General features: G+C 55.9%; 12 protein-coding genes and 2 pseudogenes. 9 read left to right on the top strand and 5 right to left on the bottom strand.

Features of this window, described 5'->3' with window-relative positions; all coding sequences use genetic code 11:
* Nucleotides 1-213: 213 nt before the first annotated feature.
* Nucleotides 214-681: a MarR family winged helix-turn-helix transcriptional regulator gene (locus H0484_RS13840; protein ID WP_226955229.1), complete on the top strand. Its 468-nt coding sequence runs from the start codon at nucleotides 214-216 to the stop codon at nucleotides 679-681.
* 67 nt (nucleotides 682-748) lie between these two features.
* Nucleotides 749-2,209, top strand: coding sequence for an IMP dehydrogenase (guaB, locus tag H0484_RS13835; RefSeq protein WP_226955228.1), 1,461 nt, complete (start codon nucleotides 749-751; stop codon nucleotides 2,207-2,209).
* A 71-nt stretch (nucleotides 2,210-2,280) separates the two neighbouring features.
* On the opposite strand, the gene H0484_RS13830 is transcribed toward guaB, so the two are convergent.
* Genes H0484_RS13830 through imuA form a run of 4 tightly spaced genes read right to left on the bottom strand, consistent with a single transcriptional unit; the run spans nucleotide 2,281 to nucleotide 8,782 of the window.
* Nucleotides 2,281-3,492, bottom strand: coding sequence for an MFS transporter (locus H0484_RS13830; protein WP_226955227.1), 1,212 nt, complete (start codon nucleotides 3,490-3,492; stop codon nucleotides 2,281-2,283).
* Nucleotides 3,493-3,539: 47 nt separating this feature from the next.
* Nucleotides 3,540-6,683, bottom strand: coding sequence for an error-prone DNA polymerase (locus H0484_RS13825; protein ID WP_226955226.1), 3,144 nt, complete (start codon nucleotides 6,681-6,683; stop codon nucleotides 3,540-3,542).
* Nucleotides 6,667-8,157, bottom strand: coding sequence for a Y-family DNA polymerase (locus H0484_RS13820; RefSeq protein WP_226955225.1), 1,491 nt, complete (start codon nucleotides 8,155-8,157; stop codon nucleotides 6,667-6,669). Before H0484_RS13820 ends, H0484_RS13825 begins: the two co-directional genes overlap by 17 nt.
* Nucleotides 8,090-8,782, bottom strand: coding sequence for a translesion DNA synthesis-associated protein ImuA (gene imuA, locus H0484_RS13815; RefSeq protein WP_226955224.1), 693 nt, complete (start codon nucleotides 8,780-8,782; stop codon nucleotides 8,090-8,092). The genes H0484_RS13820 and imuA overlap by 68 nt, the downstream gene beginning before the upstream one ends.
* 209 nt (nucleotides 8,783-8,991) lie before the next feature.
* Between imuA and guaA the strand changes: the two genes are divergently transcribed.
* The 7 genes and pseudogenes from guaA to H0484_RS15305 all read left to right on the top strand — a co-directional run.
* On the top strand, nucleotides 8,992-10,578 hold the full coding sequence (gene guaA, locus H0484_RS13810) for a glutamine-hydrolyzing GMP synthase (protein WP_226955223.1): 1,587 nt from the start codon (nucleotides 8,992-8,994) through the stop codon (nucleotides 10,576-10,578).
* A 341-nt stretch (nucleotides 10,579-10,919) separates the two neighbouring features.
* Nucleotides 10,920-11,174: a FitA-like ribbon-helix-helix domain-containing protein gene (locus H0484_RS13805; RefSeq protein WP_108620388.1), complete on the top strand. Its 255-nt coding sequence runs from the start codon at nucleotides 10,920-10,922 to the stop codon at nucleotides 11,172-11,174.
* Complete coding sequence (locus tag H0484_RS13800) at nucleotides 11,175-11,594, top strand: type II toxin-antitoxin system VapC family toxin (protein WP_226955222.1); 420 nt, start codon at nucleotides 11,175-11,177, stop codon at nucleotides 11,592-11,594.
* A gap of 28 nt (nucleotides 11,595-11,622) precedes the next feature.
* A complete protein-coding gene (locus H0484_RS13795) occupies nucleotides 11,623-11,904 on the top strand; it encodes a hypothetical protein (protein WP_449288525.1) in 282 nt (93 codons plus the stop codon).
* Nucleotides 11,905-11,910: 6 nt separating this feature from the next.
* Nucleotides 11,911-12,492: a Zeta toxin family protein gene (locus tag H0484_RS13790; protein WP_226955221.1), complete on the top strand. Its 582-nt coding sequence runs from the start codon at nucleotides 11,911-11,913 to the stop codon at nucleotides 12,490-12,492.
* Entirely contained in the window at nucleotides 12,489-12,680 is a 192-nt protein-coding gene (locus H0484_RS13785; protein WP_226955220.1) for a hypothetical protein, read from the top strand. Before H0484_RS13790 ends, H0484_RS13785 begins: the two co-directional genes overlap by 4 nt.
* Nucleotides 12,681-12,936: 256 nt before the next feature.
* Nucleotides 12,937-13,068 (top strand): annotated as a pseudogene (locus H0484_RS15305) (type IV toxin-antitoxin system AbiEi family antitoxin domain-containing protein); the annotation flags it as partial.
* A gap of 296 nt (nucleotides 13,069-13,364) precedes the next feature.
* On the opposite strand, the pseudogene H0484_RS13775 reads toward H0484_RS15305, so the two are convergent.
* Nucleotides 13,365-14,399: pseudogene (locus H0484_RS13775) on the bottom strand (IS3 family transposase).
* Between the last annotated feature and the right edge of the window lie 84 nt (nucleotides 14,400-14,483).

Raw genomic sequence — 14,483 nt, 5'->3', positions numbered from 1 at the left:
TCGGGCACGCCGAATAAAAGCGGGACGCCGCTTCGCAGTGACGATCGTTGAAAGCTTCGCGCAACATTGCCTGAAAAAAGGGAGCTTGTCTCTGTGAGGAGTTATATGTTTTGTATGGCCCTTGGCGGTTTACCAAGTGACCTAAATTCTTTATATCAGTCTACCTGATATTAAGCTTATACTACACTTCGACACTGTCGGTGACAAGCGATCATGATCCAGAAAAACCCCATATTCACGCAGAGCTGGCCGGAAGGCCCCAATGGCATTGCCTACTTGGTGGGGCGCCTAGACCACGTCTTGAATCGGCGGGTGCGCGAGTGTGTGGCCAGCCATGGGGTCACGGCAGCTCAGTACACCGCGCTGTCCGTCCTTAATTACCATGGGCAAATGTCTAACGCACAGTTGGCGGAACGCTCCATGGTTTCCCCCCAGTCTGCCAATGAGATGGTCAAGATCATGCAGAGTAAAGGCTGGGTTGAGCGTGAATCAGCCACCTCACACGGGCGTATTATCCATTTGCGGCTTACACCCGAAGGGCGGGCCTTGCTGGCACTGTGCGACCGAGCGTTGGTGCAGGTCGAGCAGGCTATGCTGGCTGAATTGTCCGACGCTGAGCAGGGGGTGTTGTATAGCCAGCTTCGCAGTATGTTGAAGGGGCTTAGCCTGTTTAACACCTAGAAGGGCGACCGCTTTGGTATGAGGCGCTACAAAGCGTATAATTCTGCTTTGTGAACGGAGTTATCGAATGCGGCTCATAAAAAAAGCACTGACCTTTGACGACGTCCTGTTGGTGCCTGCCTACTCCGAGGTTCTACCTCGCGACACGTCCCTTGCCACTCAACTGACCCGCGACATCACCCTCAATATTCCACTCGTGTCCGCTGCCATGGACACGGTTACCGAGTCGCGTTTGGCTATCGCCATGGCTCAAGAGGGGGGTATCGGCATTATCCATAAAAACTTGTCGGCAGACGAACAGGCGCGCGAAGTCGCCCGTGTCAAACGCCACGAGTTTGGTATTGTCATCGACCCAGTTACCGTAACGCCCACCATGAAGGTGCGCGACGCCATTGCTTTGCAAAAGCAACATGGCATTTCGGGCTTGCCGGTTGTAGAAGGTGGCAAACTGGTGGGTATAGTCACCAACCGCGACCTTAGATTCGAAGATCGCCTCGAAGTCCCGCTGCGCGACATCATGACGCCGCAGGATCGCCTGGTTACCATGCACGAAGGGGCTACCCTCGACGAAGCCCAGGCTTTGATGCATAAACATCGCCTGGAGCGCGTACTGATAGTCAACGACGACTTCCAGTTGCGCGGCTTGGCGACTGTCAAAGACATTGTCAAAAACACCGAACACCCAAATGCATGTAAAGATGCCTTTGGTCAGTTGCGTGTAGGCGCAGCCGTAGGCGTAGGTGACGGCACCGAAGAGCGCGTCGAAAAACTGGCGGCTGCGGGTGTCGACGTGATCGTGGTGGATACTGCTCACGGCCACTCTGCCGGTGTTATCGAGCGTGTGCGCTGGGTCAAGCAAAACTATCCCAAGGTGCAGGTGGTAGGCGGTAATATCGCCACACCCCGCGCAGCTCGCGCTTTGGCTGATGCAGGCGCCGATGCTGTCAAGGTCGGTATTGGCCCTGGCTCTATCTGCACCACGCGTATTGTGGCTGGTGTGGGGGTTCCCCAGATTACCGCGATTGCCGATGTTGCCGAAGCCTTGCATGGCACCGGCGTCCCCTTGATTGCCGATGGCGGTATTCGCTATTCCGGTGACGTTGCCAAAGCCTTGGCTGCAGGGGCTAGCACCTGCATGATGGGCGGCATGTTTGCGGGTACCGAAGAAGCGCCTGGCGAAGTCGTTTTGTTCCAAGGGCGTTCGTATAAGTCGTACCGCGGCATGGGCAGTGTTGGTGCCATGAGCGACGGCTCTGCCGACCGCTACTTCCAAGACCCCGCCAATAACGCGGATAAGCTCGTGCCTGAAGGCATCGAAGGTCGTGTGCCCTATAAAGGCAGTGTTATCGCCATCATCTACCAACTGGTGGGTGGCGTGCGCGCTTCCATGGGTTATTGCGGTTGCGCCACCATCGAGGCTATGCGCAGCAAGGCCGAGTTCGTCGAGATCACCTCGGCTGGGGTGCGTGAGTCACACGTTCACGACGTGCAAATCACCAAAGAAGCACCTAACTACCGCGCCGATTAGTCGTACACCGGTAGGTTTTCACACCCCAATAGCCTGCTTAGGTATTGGGGTGTTTTACTATGTGGCGCTGCTTATTTCAGGTAGATATTCCGGCCGGCCATGTACCCCAAGGCAGCCATCAACACGCAGCAAAGTACGCCCAGCATGAGTACGCTGCTCCAGTTACCCGAGACGTCGCGCATCCAACCGGTAAGCAATAGACCTGCGGCGGCCATCAAGTAGCCAAGAAACTGGGCCATGCCCGAAAGCTGGGTGGTATGTAAAGGCGTTCGGGTACGCAGGGGGATCAGCGAGAGCGAGACCACAAAGCCTGAACCTGCCGAGACGCCAAAAATGATTGACCACAGCAAAGCCCAATGCGGCCACAGCCAAATGCCCAGGCAGCCTACCAGCATGCCGAGGCTGGTGGCGCTGGCAAGTAGGCGCTGATCACGCAGGTGGCGGAAAAGCGGGATAAGAATAAGCGATGGAAAGGCGGCGGACAGCAACATCAGCCCATGCACGGAGCCCGCCTGTTGAGCGGAGTAATGAGCTTGCTGCAGCATGGCGGGTAGCCACCCGACAATCAGAAAAAATATGAAAGAGTTCAAGCCCAGGAAAAACGTCACCTGCCAGGCTAAAGCAGAGCGGTGCAGGGGGCGGCTTAGCGGTGCAGCTTGGGGGGCATCGCTTGATCCGCTCGCGCCACGACTATATTTACATCGGGGTAGCCAATAAAGTGCGGCGGGAATAGCCAGGGTTAAAGAGCTGGCCAGCGCCATTTGCCAGCCTAGCTTGAGCCCGTGTGCGATAGGGACGGCGACAGCCGCGCTCAGCGCGGCTGTGATGCCGATCAGTACTGCATAAGAGGCGGTGAGAGTACCTTTATCTAGAGGAAAGTCACGTTTGACCAAACCCGGTGCCAGCACATTTCCTATACCTATTCCTATCGCAATGGCGATGGTTCCGGCAAAAAGTGCCGCTAGTGAGCCCGATGAACGTAGCAATAAGCCTGCTATTAAAGCGAGCGTGGCGATGCCTAGCGCTTGTTCCAGGCCTCGGGCGCGAGCCAGCCGTGTGGCAAGAGGTGAGGTCAGGGCGAACAAGAAAACGGGGGCGGCGGTCAGTACCCCTAAAGCCGTGGTGCTTAAGGAAAATGCCTCGGCGATGTCATTAAGCATTGGGGGGACGGCGGTAAGCGCGGCGCGCAAGTTAGCGGCGATGAGCAACAGGCCCAACACTTTCCATGCGTAACTTAGGCGGGTAGCAGCCGGGGGGCTTGTCTCCGTTGGGCTTCTCGTCATGATTGCCGTTGTATTCTTTATTTATGATGCGGCATTGTAGACGGGGATCAGTGGAAATCCCGGCTGCCGATTGAGAGCTGCCCTAGCAAGGGGCTTAAGTCGAATAGCTGACGGGCATGCAGGTGCCGAACCTGGCCCTGCACTTGCCAGATACCGCGCGCGCCTAATAATTGGGCGTGAATAAGTACGGCGTATTGTTGCAAAGCCAGTGTGGGCGGCACAATCAAGTTCACGCTTCCGTATTCGTCTTCAAGGGTCACGAATACCACGCCTTTTGCGGTACCGGGGCGTTGCCGTACGGTGACGAGCCCGGCGCTACGCGCTTCAAAGCGATTTCTGTGGTGCCGCAATTGTTCGCTACTGAGAAAGCCTTGCTTGCCGAGGGTGTTGCGCAGCATGCTTAAGGGGTGGCGGCCTAGGGTCAGGCCCAGGCTGCGGTAATCTTGAAGGGTCGCCTGGCTTTCTGCTAGTAAAGGTAAGGCAGGCGTCTCATGGTTAGGGGTGTCAGCCTCTCTAAGCAAATCGGCAGAAGGGGCGTGCGCGCCGGCATGCCACTGTGCCGCGCGACGACCACCGGCTAACTGACGCAAAGCATCGGCACGCGCCAAGGTTTCCAAGGCGGATTTGTCTAGGGCAGCGCGCCGGGCCAAGTCGGCCAAATTAAGAAAAGGCGCTTGCATGCGTGCTTGTGTAATACGTTGTGCGATGGGCTGCGCCAAGCCCTTCACTTGGTTGAAACCTAAGCGAACGGCATGGTCTTCAAGTTGAGCCTTCCAGGTGCTGTGCATGATGTCGACGGGCAGCACGCAGACGCCGTGACGCCGTGCATCTTGCACCAGGGTGGAGGGCGAATAAAAACCCATGGGCTGGCTGTTGAGCAAAGCGGCCAAGAAGGCGGCGGGTTCGTGGCATTTGATCCAACTGCTGATGTAAGCCAGAAGGGCGAAACTTGCCGCATGGCTTTCAGGAAAGCCGTATTCGCCGAAGCCCTGGGCCTGACGAAAAATTTGTTCGGCAAACCCGCGTTCATATCCTCGACTGACCATGCCCTCTATCAAAGGGTTGCGAAAGCTTTCCAGCCCGCCCTTGCGACGCCAAGCAGCCATAGAGCGTCGTAATGCGTCGGCCTGACCGGGAGTAAAACCTGCGGCCAGAATGGCGATCTGCATGACCTGCTCTTGGAAAATAGGGACGCCCAAAGTGCGCTGGAGTGCCTGTTTGACGGCAGGGCTGGGGTAGGTGACTTTTTCGCGTTCTTGCCTGCGTCGCAGATAAGGATGCACCATGCCGCCTTGTATAGGCCCTGGACGAACAATGGCGACTTGAATGACGAGATCGTAATAACAACGGGGCTGCAAACGAGGCAGCATGCTCATCTGAGCCCGCGATTCAATCTGAAAAGTACCTATGGTGTCTGCGCGGCAGATCATGTCAAAGGTGGTGACATCGTCTCGGGGGATGTCTTGCATGGAAAATGGGCGACCCTGCCGCTGTGAAACGAAAGCCAGTGCGCGGCGGATGACGCTGAGCATGCCTAGCGCGAGTATGTCCACTTTGAGTAGACCCAAGGCGTCGAGATCGTCTTTATCCCATTGCACTACGCTGCGCCCGGGCATAGCGGCGTTTTCTATGGGAACCAACTGGCTGAGCGGCCCGCGTGAAATGACGAACCCACCCGGATGCTGTGACAGATGGCGTGGGAAGCCTATTAATTGGCTGGCCAAGACCGCCCAGTGTCGAGTGGTGGGGGCTTGTGCGTCGAGGCCGCAAAGTTGCAGGTGTTCGAGCAGACTTTCGTGCCCTTGCCAACGACGGTAGGATTTCGTGACGTGTTCAACCAGAGCTTCATCCATGCCCAGAGCCCTTCCCACATCTCGCAAGGCGCTACGCGTGCGATAGCTGATGACGACTGCGGTCAGGGCTGCACGATGACGCCCGTATTTTTCGTAAATGTACTGAATCACCTCTTCGCGGCGCTGGTGCTCGAAATCTACGTCTATGTCGGGGGGCTCGTTGCGTTCTTTGCTGATAAAACGTTCAAACAAACTGTTGCCTTGGCTGGGATCGACTTCAGTAATCCCTAGGCAATAACACACCGCGCTATTGGCGGCCGAGCCGCGCCCTTGGCACAATATGCCTTGACGGCGGGCAAAGCCCACAATGTCGTACACGGTGAGGAAATAAGCCTCGTAGTTCAATTCGGAGATCAGTTGCAGTTCGTGCTTGAGCTGCTGCTGAACAGAGGCTGGGACACTGGCGCCATAGCGGCGTTGCGCACCTAGAAGGGTTTCTTGTCGTAAATAAGCAGTGGGGCTCAGCCCCTTGGGGCAGATCTCGTCGGGGTACTCGTAGCGAATTTCATCTAGCCTAAAGGTGCAACGCTGCGCGATGCTCAAGGTTTGTGCCAGATGTTGGGGGTCGTGCAATGTGGCCAAGCGCTCAAGTGGACGTAAGTGTCTTTCGGCATTGATCATGCGCTGTTGGCCGCAAGCGGCAACAGGCTGGCGCACACGTACCGCAGTCAAAATATCGTGCAAAGGTTTGCGAGCGCGCTTGTGCATAAGCACTTTGCCGACTGCAACGATGGGTAGACCGCACAGGCGTGCGGCATGCTCGGCGATAACTTGGCGCTGTTCATCAAGCCCGTCCAGCCCTTGATGCAAGGCAATCCAGGCGCGGTTTGCGAATACTTTGGCCAGCATTTGGAGATGCCTGCCCGTGTCTTCTGAAAAGTGCTCGTTGGTATCGAGCAGAGCCAGGCATTCGGGTAGGCCTTGTAAATGGGTATACGGTTCTGGTGGCGTGCTGAGGTCGGAAAGATAGAGTCGATAATCCCCTTTTTCGGCGCGAGATCGCCCCAATGTGATCCACTCACAGAGCTGTGCATAGCCTTGGCGAGTCTGGGCCAGCAATACCAACGTGCAGGCAGGTTCGCCTTGCTTATCCAGCAAAGTGCAATGGGTGCCTATCAGTAAGCGTATGCCGTGCTCGCGTGCGGCCACATGCGCGCGCACGATGCCCGCCATCGAGCATTCATCAGTGAGTGCCAGTGCGCGATAACCCAGACTTGCGGCGTGTTCTACCAGCTCTTCGGGGTGCGAAGCCCCCCGCAGAAAGCTGTAATTGGACTGACAATACAGTTCGGCGTATTCCGACACTGGAGGGGCTGGGTTGTTAACCGAATAAACCATGCAGAAACCACCCTGGCTTGTCGCCTTGGTCAGTGTAGAAAACCCAATAGCATGCCCCTTGGGAAGACTGCGCCACGTAATAGTCGCGACGTATGGGAGCAGACCACCAGCCGTCTTCTATGCGCTCGGGCCCCTGTTTCAGCATGAGCGGGCCATTGTGAAACGGCCTTGAGCCTTGACTGGCAAGAGGGGTGGGGGTTTCCAGCAGCCAAGCAGGGCGCGGCGTTTGAGACTCGACAAAGCGGCAAGAAGCAAGAGCGGGTTTGCTTGTTCGGTTTGCTTGAAGCGGTATCCAGTTATTGGCAATTTCGGGCCTATGGTCTTGGCGGGGCGCAGCCTGCAAAATGGCCTCGTGGCCTAACCGAGCAGCTAGAAGATCCAGCGTTTCGTGAAAGCCAGCGGTGCCCGCACCCTTGGCGTTTGGCAAAAGCGCAGCGGAGGTGGTGGGCCGTGCTTGCAGTATCTGTGTTTGCAGATGCAGGCTTAGCACCGGTGCAGGCAGTGGCAGATGGGTAAGCTGGGCATTTAATAAACGCAGCCAGTCTTCTGCTTGCCACAATGGCTGGGCAGATTGCAGCGTCAAGGTCGTACGGGTAGTCGTGTAGCGGCGTGCATCGTGTTCGAGTATCAGACTGATGCGTGTGGCGGCCCGCTTGGTTTGCTCTAGCCATGCGCACAAATCGTGCAGCAGGCGCTGCGCGGCGATGCTTAAGGTTTCTGAACGAACCCCGGGAACAGGAAGCTCAAGCTGTTGATGGAAATGATCGGGGGGAATGAACCAAGCCAGGCTTGTGTCTGGCGTTTTGCCATAGACGCAATCTAGTGCTTGCAATAAGTTTGGGCTGGTGCGGCGCTGTAATTCTGCGCGTGACAGCTGCCGCAGCATGCCCAAATGACGGCATCCTATGCCCTCTAGCCAGTCTAGGTAAGGTTGGGCGGCGGGTAAATGAAGGCATAGCAGTTTATCGAGGCGACGCGCTAACGTATGGGGCGCTAGCGCGTGCCGTATATGTGAACCAGGGTGTGTTGCCAACAACCATGCGGCTTGCGAAACACATGAGCTTGCCAGCCGATATGAAAGGCCCGCTTGCCGCAAGGTTTGCCTAATTTTGCTACGCAAGCTGTGAATACCACCGAACAGCCTGAGGCTGGCAGAGACTTCAAGCAGCAAGGTATAAGCATTGGCCTGTACCAAGCAAGGGGTATAGGGCAAAAGCTGGGTGGTGATTTTGTTTAGTCGCTGAGCCAATAAGCGGGGTGTGTGCGGTTGAGCCAGGGCTTGGGGAAGCAAGCCCTGGGCACTTGAGAGCGGCATGCCTAAACGCACGCCGGCTTGGCGTGCCAAGGGAGAGCAAGCCACGACGACTCGGGCGGACCTGCCCTGACTGGCGTAAATGAAAGCAGGGTCAGTGCGCCAGTGTGGGGTGAGGGTGTCGAGTACGAAATGATGGAAATGTAGAGCTATCCAAACCATGGTGCGAGGCTTTAGTACGCGTAGCCAACCGTAGCAGTACAGGTGAAGAATGGGGGTGGCCGCGGCGTTTGAGCACGTGGATGCTTAGTCCTTGAGGCGTGGGCTGCAAAGACAGACGCAAGGAGGCGGGGCTGGCCTGAGAGCATGCGCGCCATGGGCGATACAGCACACACAAGGTGCGCCCGGCTTGTGCTGCCAGATGCAGGCGGCGTGCAGCCTGGAATGACAGTGTTTGCTGCCATAGCAATAGCACGGTAAAAGACCGGCTACGTAAAACTTGTTCTGCGGCCCAAAGGGCGTCGGTGGCGTGTTGGGGGCGTAACCACAGGCAGGAGGAGGCTAATTGGGTAGGCCAGTTGGTGGCGCAAGGGGGGTAGGGGGGCTGTATGAGTACCACTGAGGCTGCCTCCAATGCGGTCAAGCTTGGGCGCAGTAGGTGAATTTCGCCTATGCCCGCTTGTGGCAGGCAAAATTCGATGAGTTCTCCTAAGGGCCATCCACCGCCCGGCAAAACATCGTTCAGAGGCGCATAACCAGTGTCTACAACGGCGGCGGGAGCCTGGGCAAGTTGAGACGCCCGCCACAAGGCGGGGTGCAGGTTTTCAAGAGAGGCGGGGGTATTCATCTGGAAAGGTCATACCGTGGTTTGCATTTATGCTGTATAAATATACAGCATTTGGTGCGGGGCTTCCAGTTGCCTAGACACCACAAAAACCTGTTTTACTGTCACTCATATGCGTGCTCTGTACGCTCAGGGTTAGGCCCGCCGCGCGCATTGGCGCGGGGTTCATTACAATAGCGACTCCTTTTTTGCGCTTTGGCGATTCCTTCATCATGCATCAGACTATTCTCATCCTCGACTTCGGTTCACAGGTTACGCAGCTGATTGCCCGCCGTGTGCGCGAAGCCGGCGTTTATTGCGAGATCGTGCCGGGCGATACGATAGATGCGGCGGCCCTTGCGCGGCCCCAACTCAAGGGCCTTATTCTGTCGGGCAGCCATGCCTCGGCTTATGGCGACGACGCCCCTTCCGTGCCGCCTGCCGTATTCGAAGCCGGGGTGCCGGTGCTAGGCATTTGCTACGGTATGCAAGCCATGGCGCAGCAACTAGGCGGTGAAGTCATCTGGTCCGACCAACGTGAATTCGGTTACGCCGAGGTGCGCGCCCATGGCCACACCCAACTGCTGAAAGACATCCAGGATTTCGCCACGCCCGAAGGCTATGGCATGTTGAAGGTCTGGATGAGCCACGGAGACAAAGTCGCCAAGCTGCCTCCAGGCTTCAAGTTGATGGCTTCTACCGAGTCCTGCCCCATCGCAGGCATGGCAGACGAAGTGCGCCGCTTCTATGCAGTGCAATTCCATCCCGAAGTCACCCACACTCAGCAAGGCCCCGCCATGCTGACCCGTTTCGTGCGCGATATCTGCGGCTGCACGGGCGACTGGAGCATGCCTAACTATATAGATGAAGCCGTCGATCGCATTCGCGAACAGGTCGGCGACGAAGAGGTCTTGCTAGGCTTGTCGGGCGGCGTCGACTCTTCCGTGGCTGCGGCGCTGATCCATCGCGCTATCGGCGACCAGCTCACCTGCGTTTTCGTCGATCACGGCCTGCTGCGCCTGAACGAAGCTGAACAGGTCATGCAAACCTTCGTGAAGAATCTGGGCGTGCGCGTCATTCACATCGACGCCACCGAGCAATTCATGAGTCAGCTGGCAGGTGTCTCCGACCCCGAAGCCAAGCGCAAAATCATTGGTAAAGAGTTTGTTGAAGTCTTCCAGAGCGAGGCCGCCAAGCTTAAAAATGCCCGCTGGTTGGCACAAGGCACCATCTACCCCGACGTCATCGAGTCGGCAGCCAGCAAAACCGGCAAAGCAGTCGCAATCAAGTCGCACCATAACGTCGGCGGTTTGCCCGACACCTTGAACATGAAGTTGCTCGAGCCTCTGCGCGAGCTTTTCAAAGACGAAGTGCGCAAACTGGGCGTCGCTTTGGGCTTGCCGCCCGAAATGGTCTATCGCCATCCTTTCCCCGGCCCAGGCCTGGGGGTTCGTATCTTGGGCGAAGTCAAAAAAGAATACGCCGACCTGCTGCGCCGTGCCGATGCCATTTTCATCGAAGAGCTGCGCAAAACGCTAGACCCCGTTACCGGCAAAAACTGGTACGACCAAACCTCCCAAGCTTTTGCCGTCTTCCTGCCGGTGAAATCCGTAGGGGTCATGGGCGACGGGCGCACCTATGACTACGTCGTTGCTTTGCGTGCGGTAGAAACCACCGACTTCATGACAGCCGACTGGGCAGAACTCCCCTACAACTTGCTCAAACGTGTGTCCTCTCGCATTATCAACGAGGTCAGAGGAATCAATCGGGTGACGTACGACGTGTCCAGCAAACCGCCTGCAACGATCGAGTGGGAGTGAGTTTATTTTATAAGCCACTGATTTAACTAAGTAAATTAATGCCGTTGATGGTGTTTTTTGCATCATCAATGGCATTTTTCATGGTATCCGATGGGCATACCATGGCAATCATGATTGATACCATGGGCGAGTGAATGGTACTGGCATGGGATTGGAGAAATTCACCATTTATCGCTTTTCACCGGATGTCGTTCAGTTTCTTTTTTTGATGGAAAAAGCACTATAAGTGATCCTTTTCGAATTTCATTAAACTGCTTCAACTGGTAGTGTTTATGACTTGTTTGAATGACTGCATTGAAATAAGATTGCTGTCATAGATGGCAAATTGCAGAGTTTGAAGTATGGCAATCCTGACTGTAAGAAACGTGCCGGATGACGTGCATCGTGCTTTGCGTGTGCGGGCGGCCGAGCACGGTCGCAGCACGGAAGCCGAGGTGCGCGAGATTCTGGCGGCAGCGGTCAAGCCAGAGAAACGTGTACGTGTAGGGGATGCACTGGCCGCCATCGGTCGCAAGGTTGGCCTGACTGACGAAGAATTTGCGGTCTTCGAGAATGTGCGCGACAAGACGCCGGCCAAGCCTGTGAGTTTCGACTAAATGATTATCCTGGGTACCAATGTCGTTTCTGAGGCGATGAAGCCGGAACCGGATACGACCGTAAGAGCCTGGCTGAACGAGCAGGCAGCGGAAACCTTGTATCTATCCAGCATCACCTTGACCGAACTGCTGTTCGGCATCGAGGCGCTGCCGGAGAGCAAGCGCAAGAACATGCTCGACCGTGCTCTTGCCGAGCTGCTGGAATTGTTCAAGGATCGAGTCTTGCCGTTCGGCACTGATGCGGCGCGCCACTATGCGGACCTTGCCGTGACAGCCAAGAACGGCAGACTCGGTTTCCCGACGCCAGACGGTTACATCGCAGCCATTGCTGCATCGCGGGGCTTCATGGTGGCGTCGCGCGACGCCGCCCCCTATGAAGCAGTTGGCGTGGCCGTTATCAATCCCTGGAAAGACGTATAGCAATGGTTTCGACGAGATCGGTTTTGAAATGAATGCTGTAGAAATCGAACAGGCCATTACTGATCAGCGACTATCGGAGCAACAGCGCATGGAGCAGCAAAACGCTACCGAACCGTTTTTCATCACCGAAGAAATTGGGGCCATGATGGTCGCCGCCGGCTACGAGTTTGAGCCGCCGCTCATTGCCTGTACGGGGCGTCTGCGTGATGTGTTGGGGCGTATGGGGGATACCGAGCTAGCATTGCAGCCGGGCGAAATTGCCGACCAGGAGTGCGCACGTCGACAAGCAGCCTGCTTATCTGGAGGGTAGAGCGGAATGACTACCACACCGACTTGCTGGATCATTGCGGGCCCCAACGGTGCCGGGAAAACGACTTTTGCGCTGGATTACCTGCCTGCGGTCGCCCAATGCCAGACGTTCATCAATGCCGACCTGATTGCTGCGGGGCTGTCACCCTTGAATCCTGAGCGTGAGCAGTTAGCTGCGTCCAAGCTGTATCTGGCGGAAATCGATCGGTGCGAACGGGCGCGCCAGGACTTCGCCTTTGAGACAACTTTGTCTGGGCGCGGCTACTTGCGATTGGTGGATCGCTTGATGCAAAGCGGATGGTGTGTGGAGATGTCATACTTGGCCCTACCCAATGTGCAGCTGTCTCATGACCGGGTGGCCGAGCGTGTCGCTCACGGCGGCCACAGTATCCCAGCGCAGGCGATTGAGCGGCGTTTTGCCCGTAGCTTGCGCAACTTGTTTGAACTGTATGCCCCCCGGGTCAGCGTGACGCGCTGCTACCTGAACAGCTTGGATGACCCGGCTCTTGTGTTTACTCAGCAGGGGAATCGTGTTGAAATTTTTGATGATGCCGTCTATCGGCACCTACGCAGTGAGGCGGGCCTATGACTCCCCAATATGATGAAGACACGCGCAAGGCACTGGAAAGCCTGCGTAATTCCGTGGCCAAGGCACTGGATCGGAAGCGCCGCTTAGGCCAGTACGCCGTGGTGTGGAAGGATGGTAAATCCGTCTACATCGGGCCGAATCCGCCTGACTCGAAGGAAGCGACGCGTAGCGAACCAGTACAGCGCTGAACGGATATTCAGCGCAGTGTCTGGCATTGTTGGACACGATCAGGTGTCACGCTGAACATGGTATTTTTGATGGTATTGAGTTTTATATGGTTGGAAATGCTGATTTAAATCAATAAGATAAATATCCTATTGATAATCGAGTGGGAGTGAGGTTTTCTCCTAGCTGATTGATTCTGCTTTGTAAAATGAATGCCATTGGTGATGCTTTTTGTATTATCAATGGCATTTTTCATGACATGAGCACTACGAGGTGGATGCGTGGTTGCCTCATGTCCCATTGGATGATGTTGATCTGGGTCAGGGTAAACGATCGTTGGTGCCAGGGGAACGCCTGCATCCTACTTACCAGATAACCTTACCGAGAGATCTTGATGAGCACCTTGTTTGATCATTGGGATCGCCGTTATACCGACCGTGTACGGCTGTTGGTCGATATTCTGCCGGTACTCGGCGAGGAAACGCGCTTCGCGCTCCAATGGTATCGGCCTTTGATCTACTGTACGACGAGTGTGATTCATCCTTGGAGCGGCTAAAGGCCCGTTGCGATTTCGTGATCTATTTCAAGGTGGGCAAAATGCCAGCGGGGGTGATCGAAGTCGATGGAGGTAGCCATGATCAAACAGAGCAGGTGGCGTGGGACGCTCTGGTAATCCCCCCATTTTTAACGGTCGTTAAACGTAGAGGCTAAGCGGCCAAGGCCATTTTTTGAATTGGCGTAATGCCGCCCAAGGCCATATTTGGCCGTTCGTGATTGTAAGTCCAGAGCCAGCGTGTGGCGAAGTCCTGGACATCAGACACAGAATCAAACAGGTGATGAGCTAGCCAGTCGTAGCGTACCGTGCGGTTATACCGTTCGATATAGGCGTTTTGCTGCGGCTTACCTAGTTGGATAAACTGCAATTTGATATGGTGCTTTTCAGCCCAGCCCATCAGTGCAGAACTTGCGTATTCCGGGCCATATCACAGCGAATAATTTTTGGCTTGCCGCGCCATTCCATAACCTGCTCAAGCGAACGAATCACTCGTAAGGCAGGCAGCGAGAAGTCCACATCGATGCATAGGCCTTCGCGGTTGTAATCGTCGATTACATTGAACAGCCGGATGCTGCGCCCGTCAGCCAACTGGTCGTGCATAAAGTCCATCGACCAGATTTCATTGGGTGCGTACGGCACCGCCAAGGGCTCTGGTTGCTCGCGCACCAAGCGTTTGCGCGGTTTGATACGCATGTTTAACTCCAGCTCACGGTAAATGCGGTATATGCGCTTGTGGTTCCATTTGAAGCCTTTGACGTTGCGCAGATACAAGTAGCACAAGCCGAACCCCCAGTTCCGTTGGTTGTGGGTCAAGCGCAGCAGCCAGTCGGCAATCTGCTGATTGTCGCTGCTTAACTTGGCCTGATAGCGATAACATTTCTCGCTAATGCTAAACGCGTTGCAGGCCAGGCGAATACTGGCTGCATACTGCTTGACCGCTCGTTGCGCCATCTCACGTCGGTGAGATGGCTTCACCACTTTTTTCAATGGCCTCCTTGAGGATTTCGGCCTTGAGCCGTTCCTCTGCATACATCTTTTTCAGCCGGGCGTTCTCCGCCTCCAACTCCTTCATGCGTGACATCAGCCCAGCATCCATGCCTCCGTACTTGGCGCGCCATTTATAGAACGTGGCACTGCTCATGCCCCCCTCAGTCACAATAGATGTCCGCTCAGTTGATTTGAATATTTGAGGGGGCGGACGGAGTGAAGCAGTGCCTAGTTACAGCGCAGAGTTCAAAGAACAGGTTGTCAGGAAGCTGATGCCGCCGCA

It is taken from the genome of Mesopusillimonas faecipullorum (assembly GCF_020539505.1).
Taxonomy (GTDB): domain Bacteria; phylum Pseudomonadota; class Gammaproteobacteria; order Burkholderiales; family Burkholderiaceae_B; genus Mesopusillimonas; species Mesopusillimonas faecipullorum.
The sequence above is the reverse complement of the archived record's forward strand: the minus strand, read 5'-3'. Positions and strand labels throughout refer to the sequence as shown.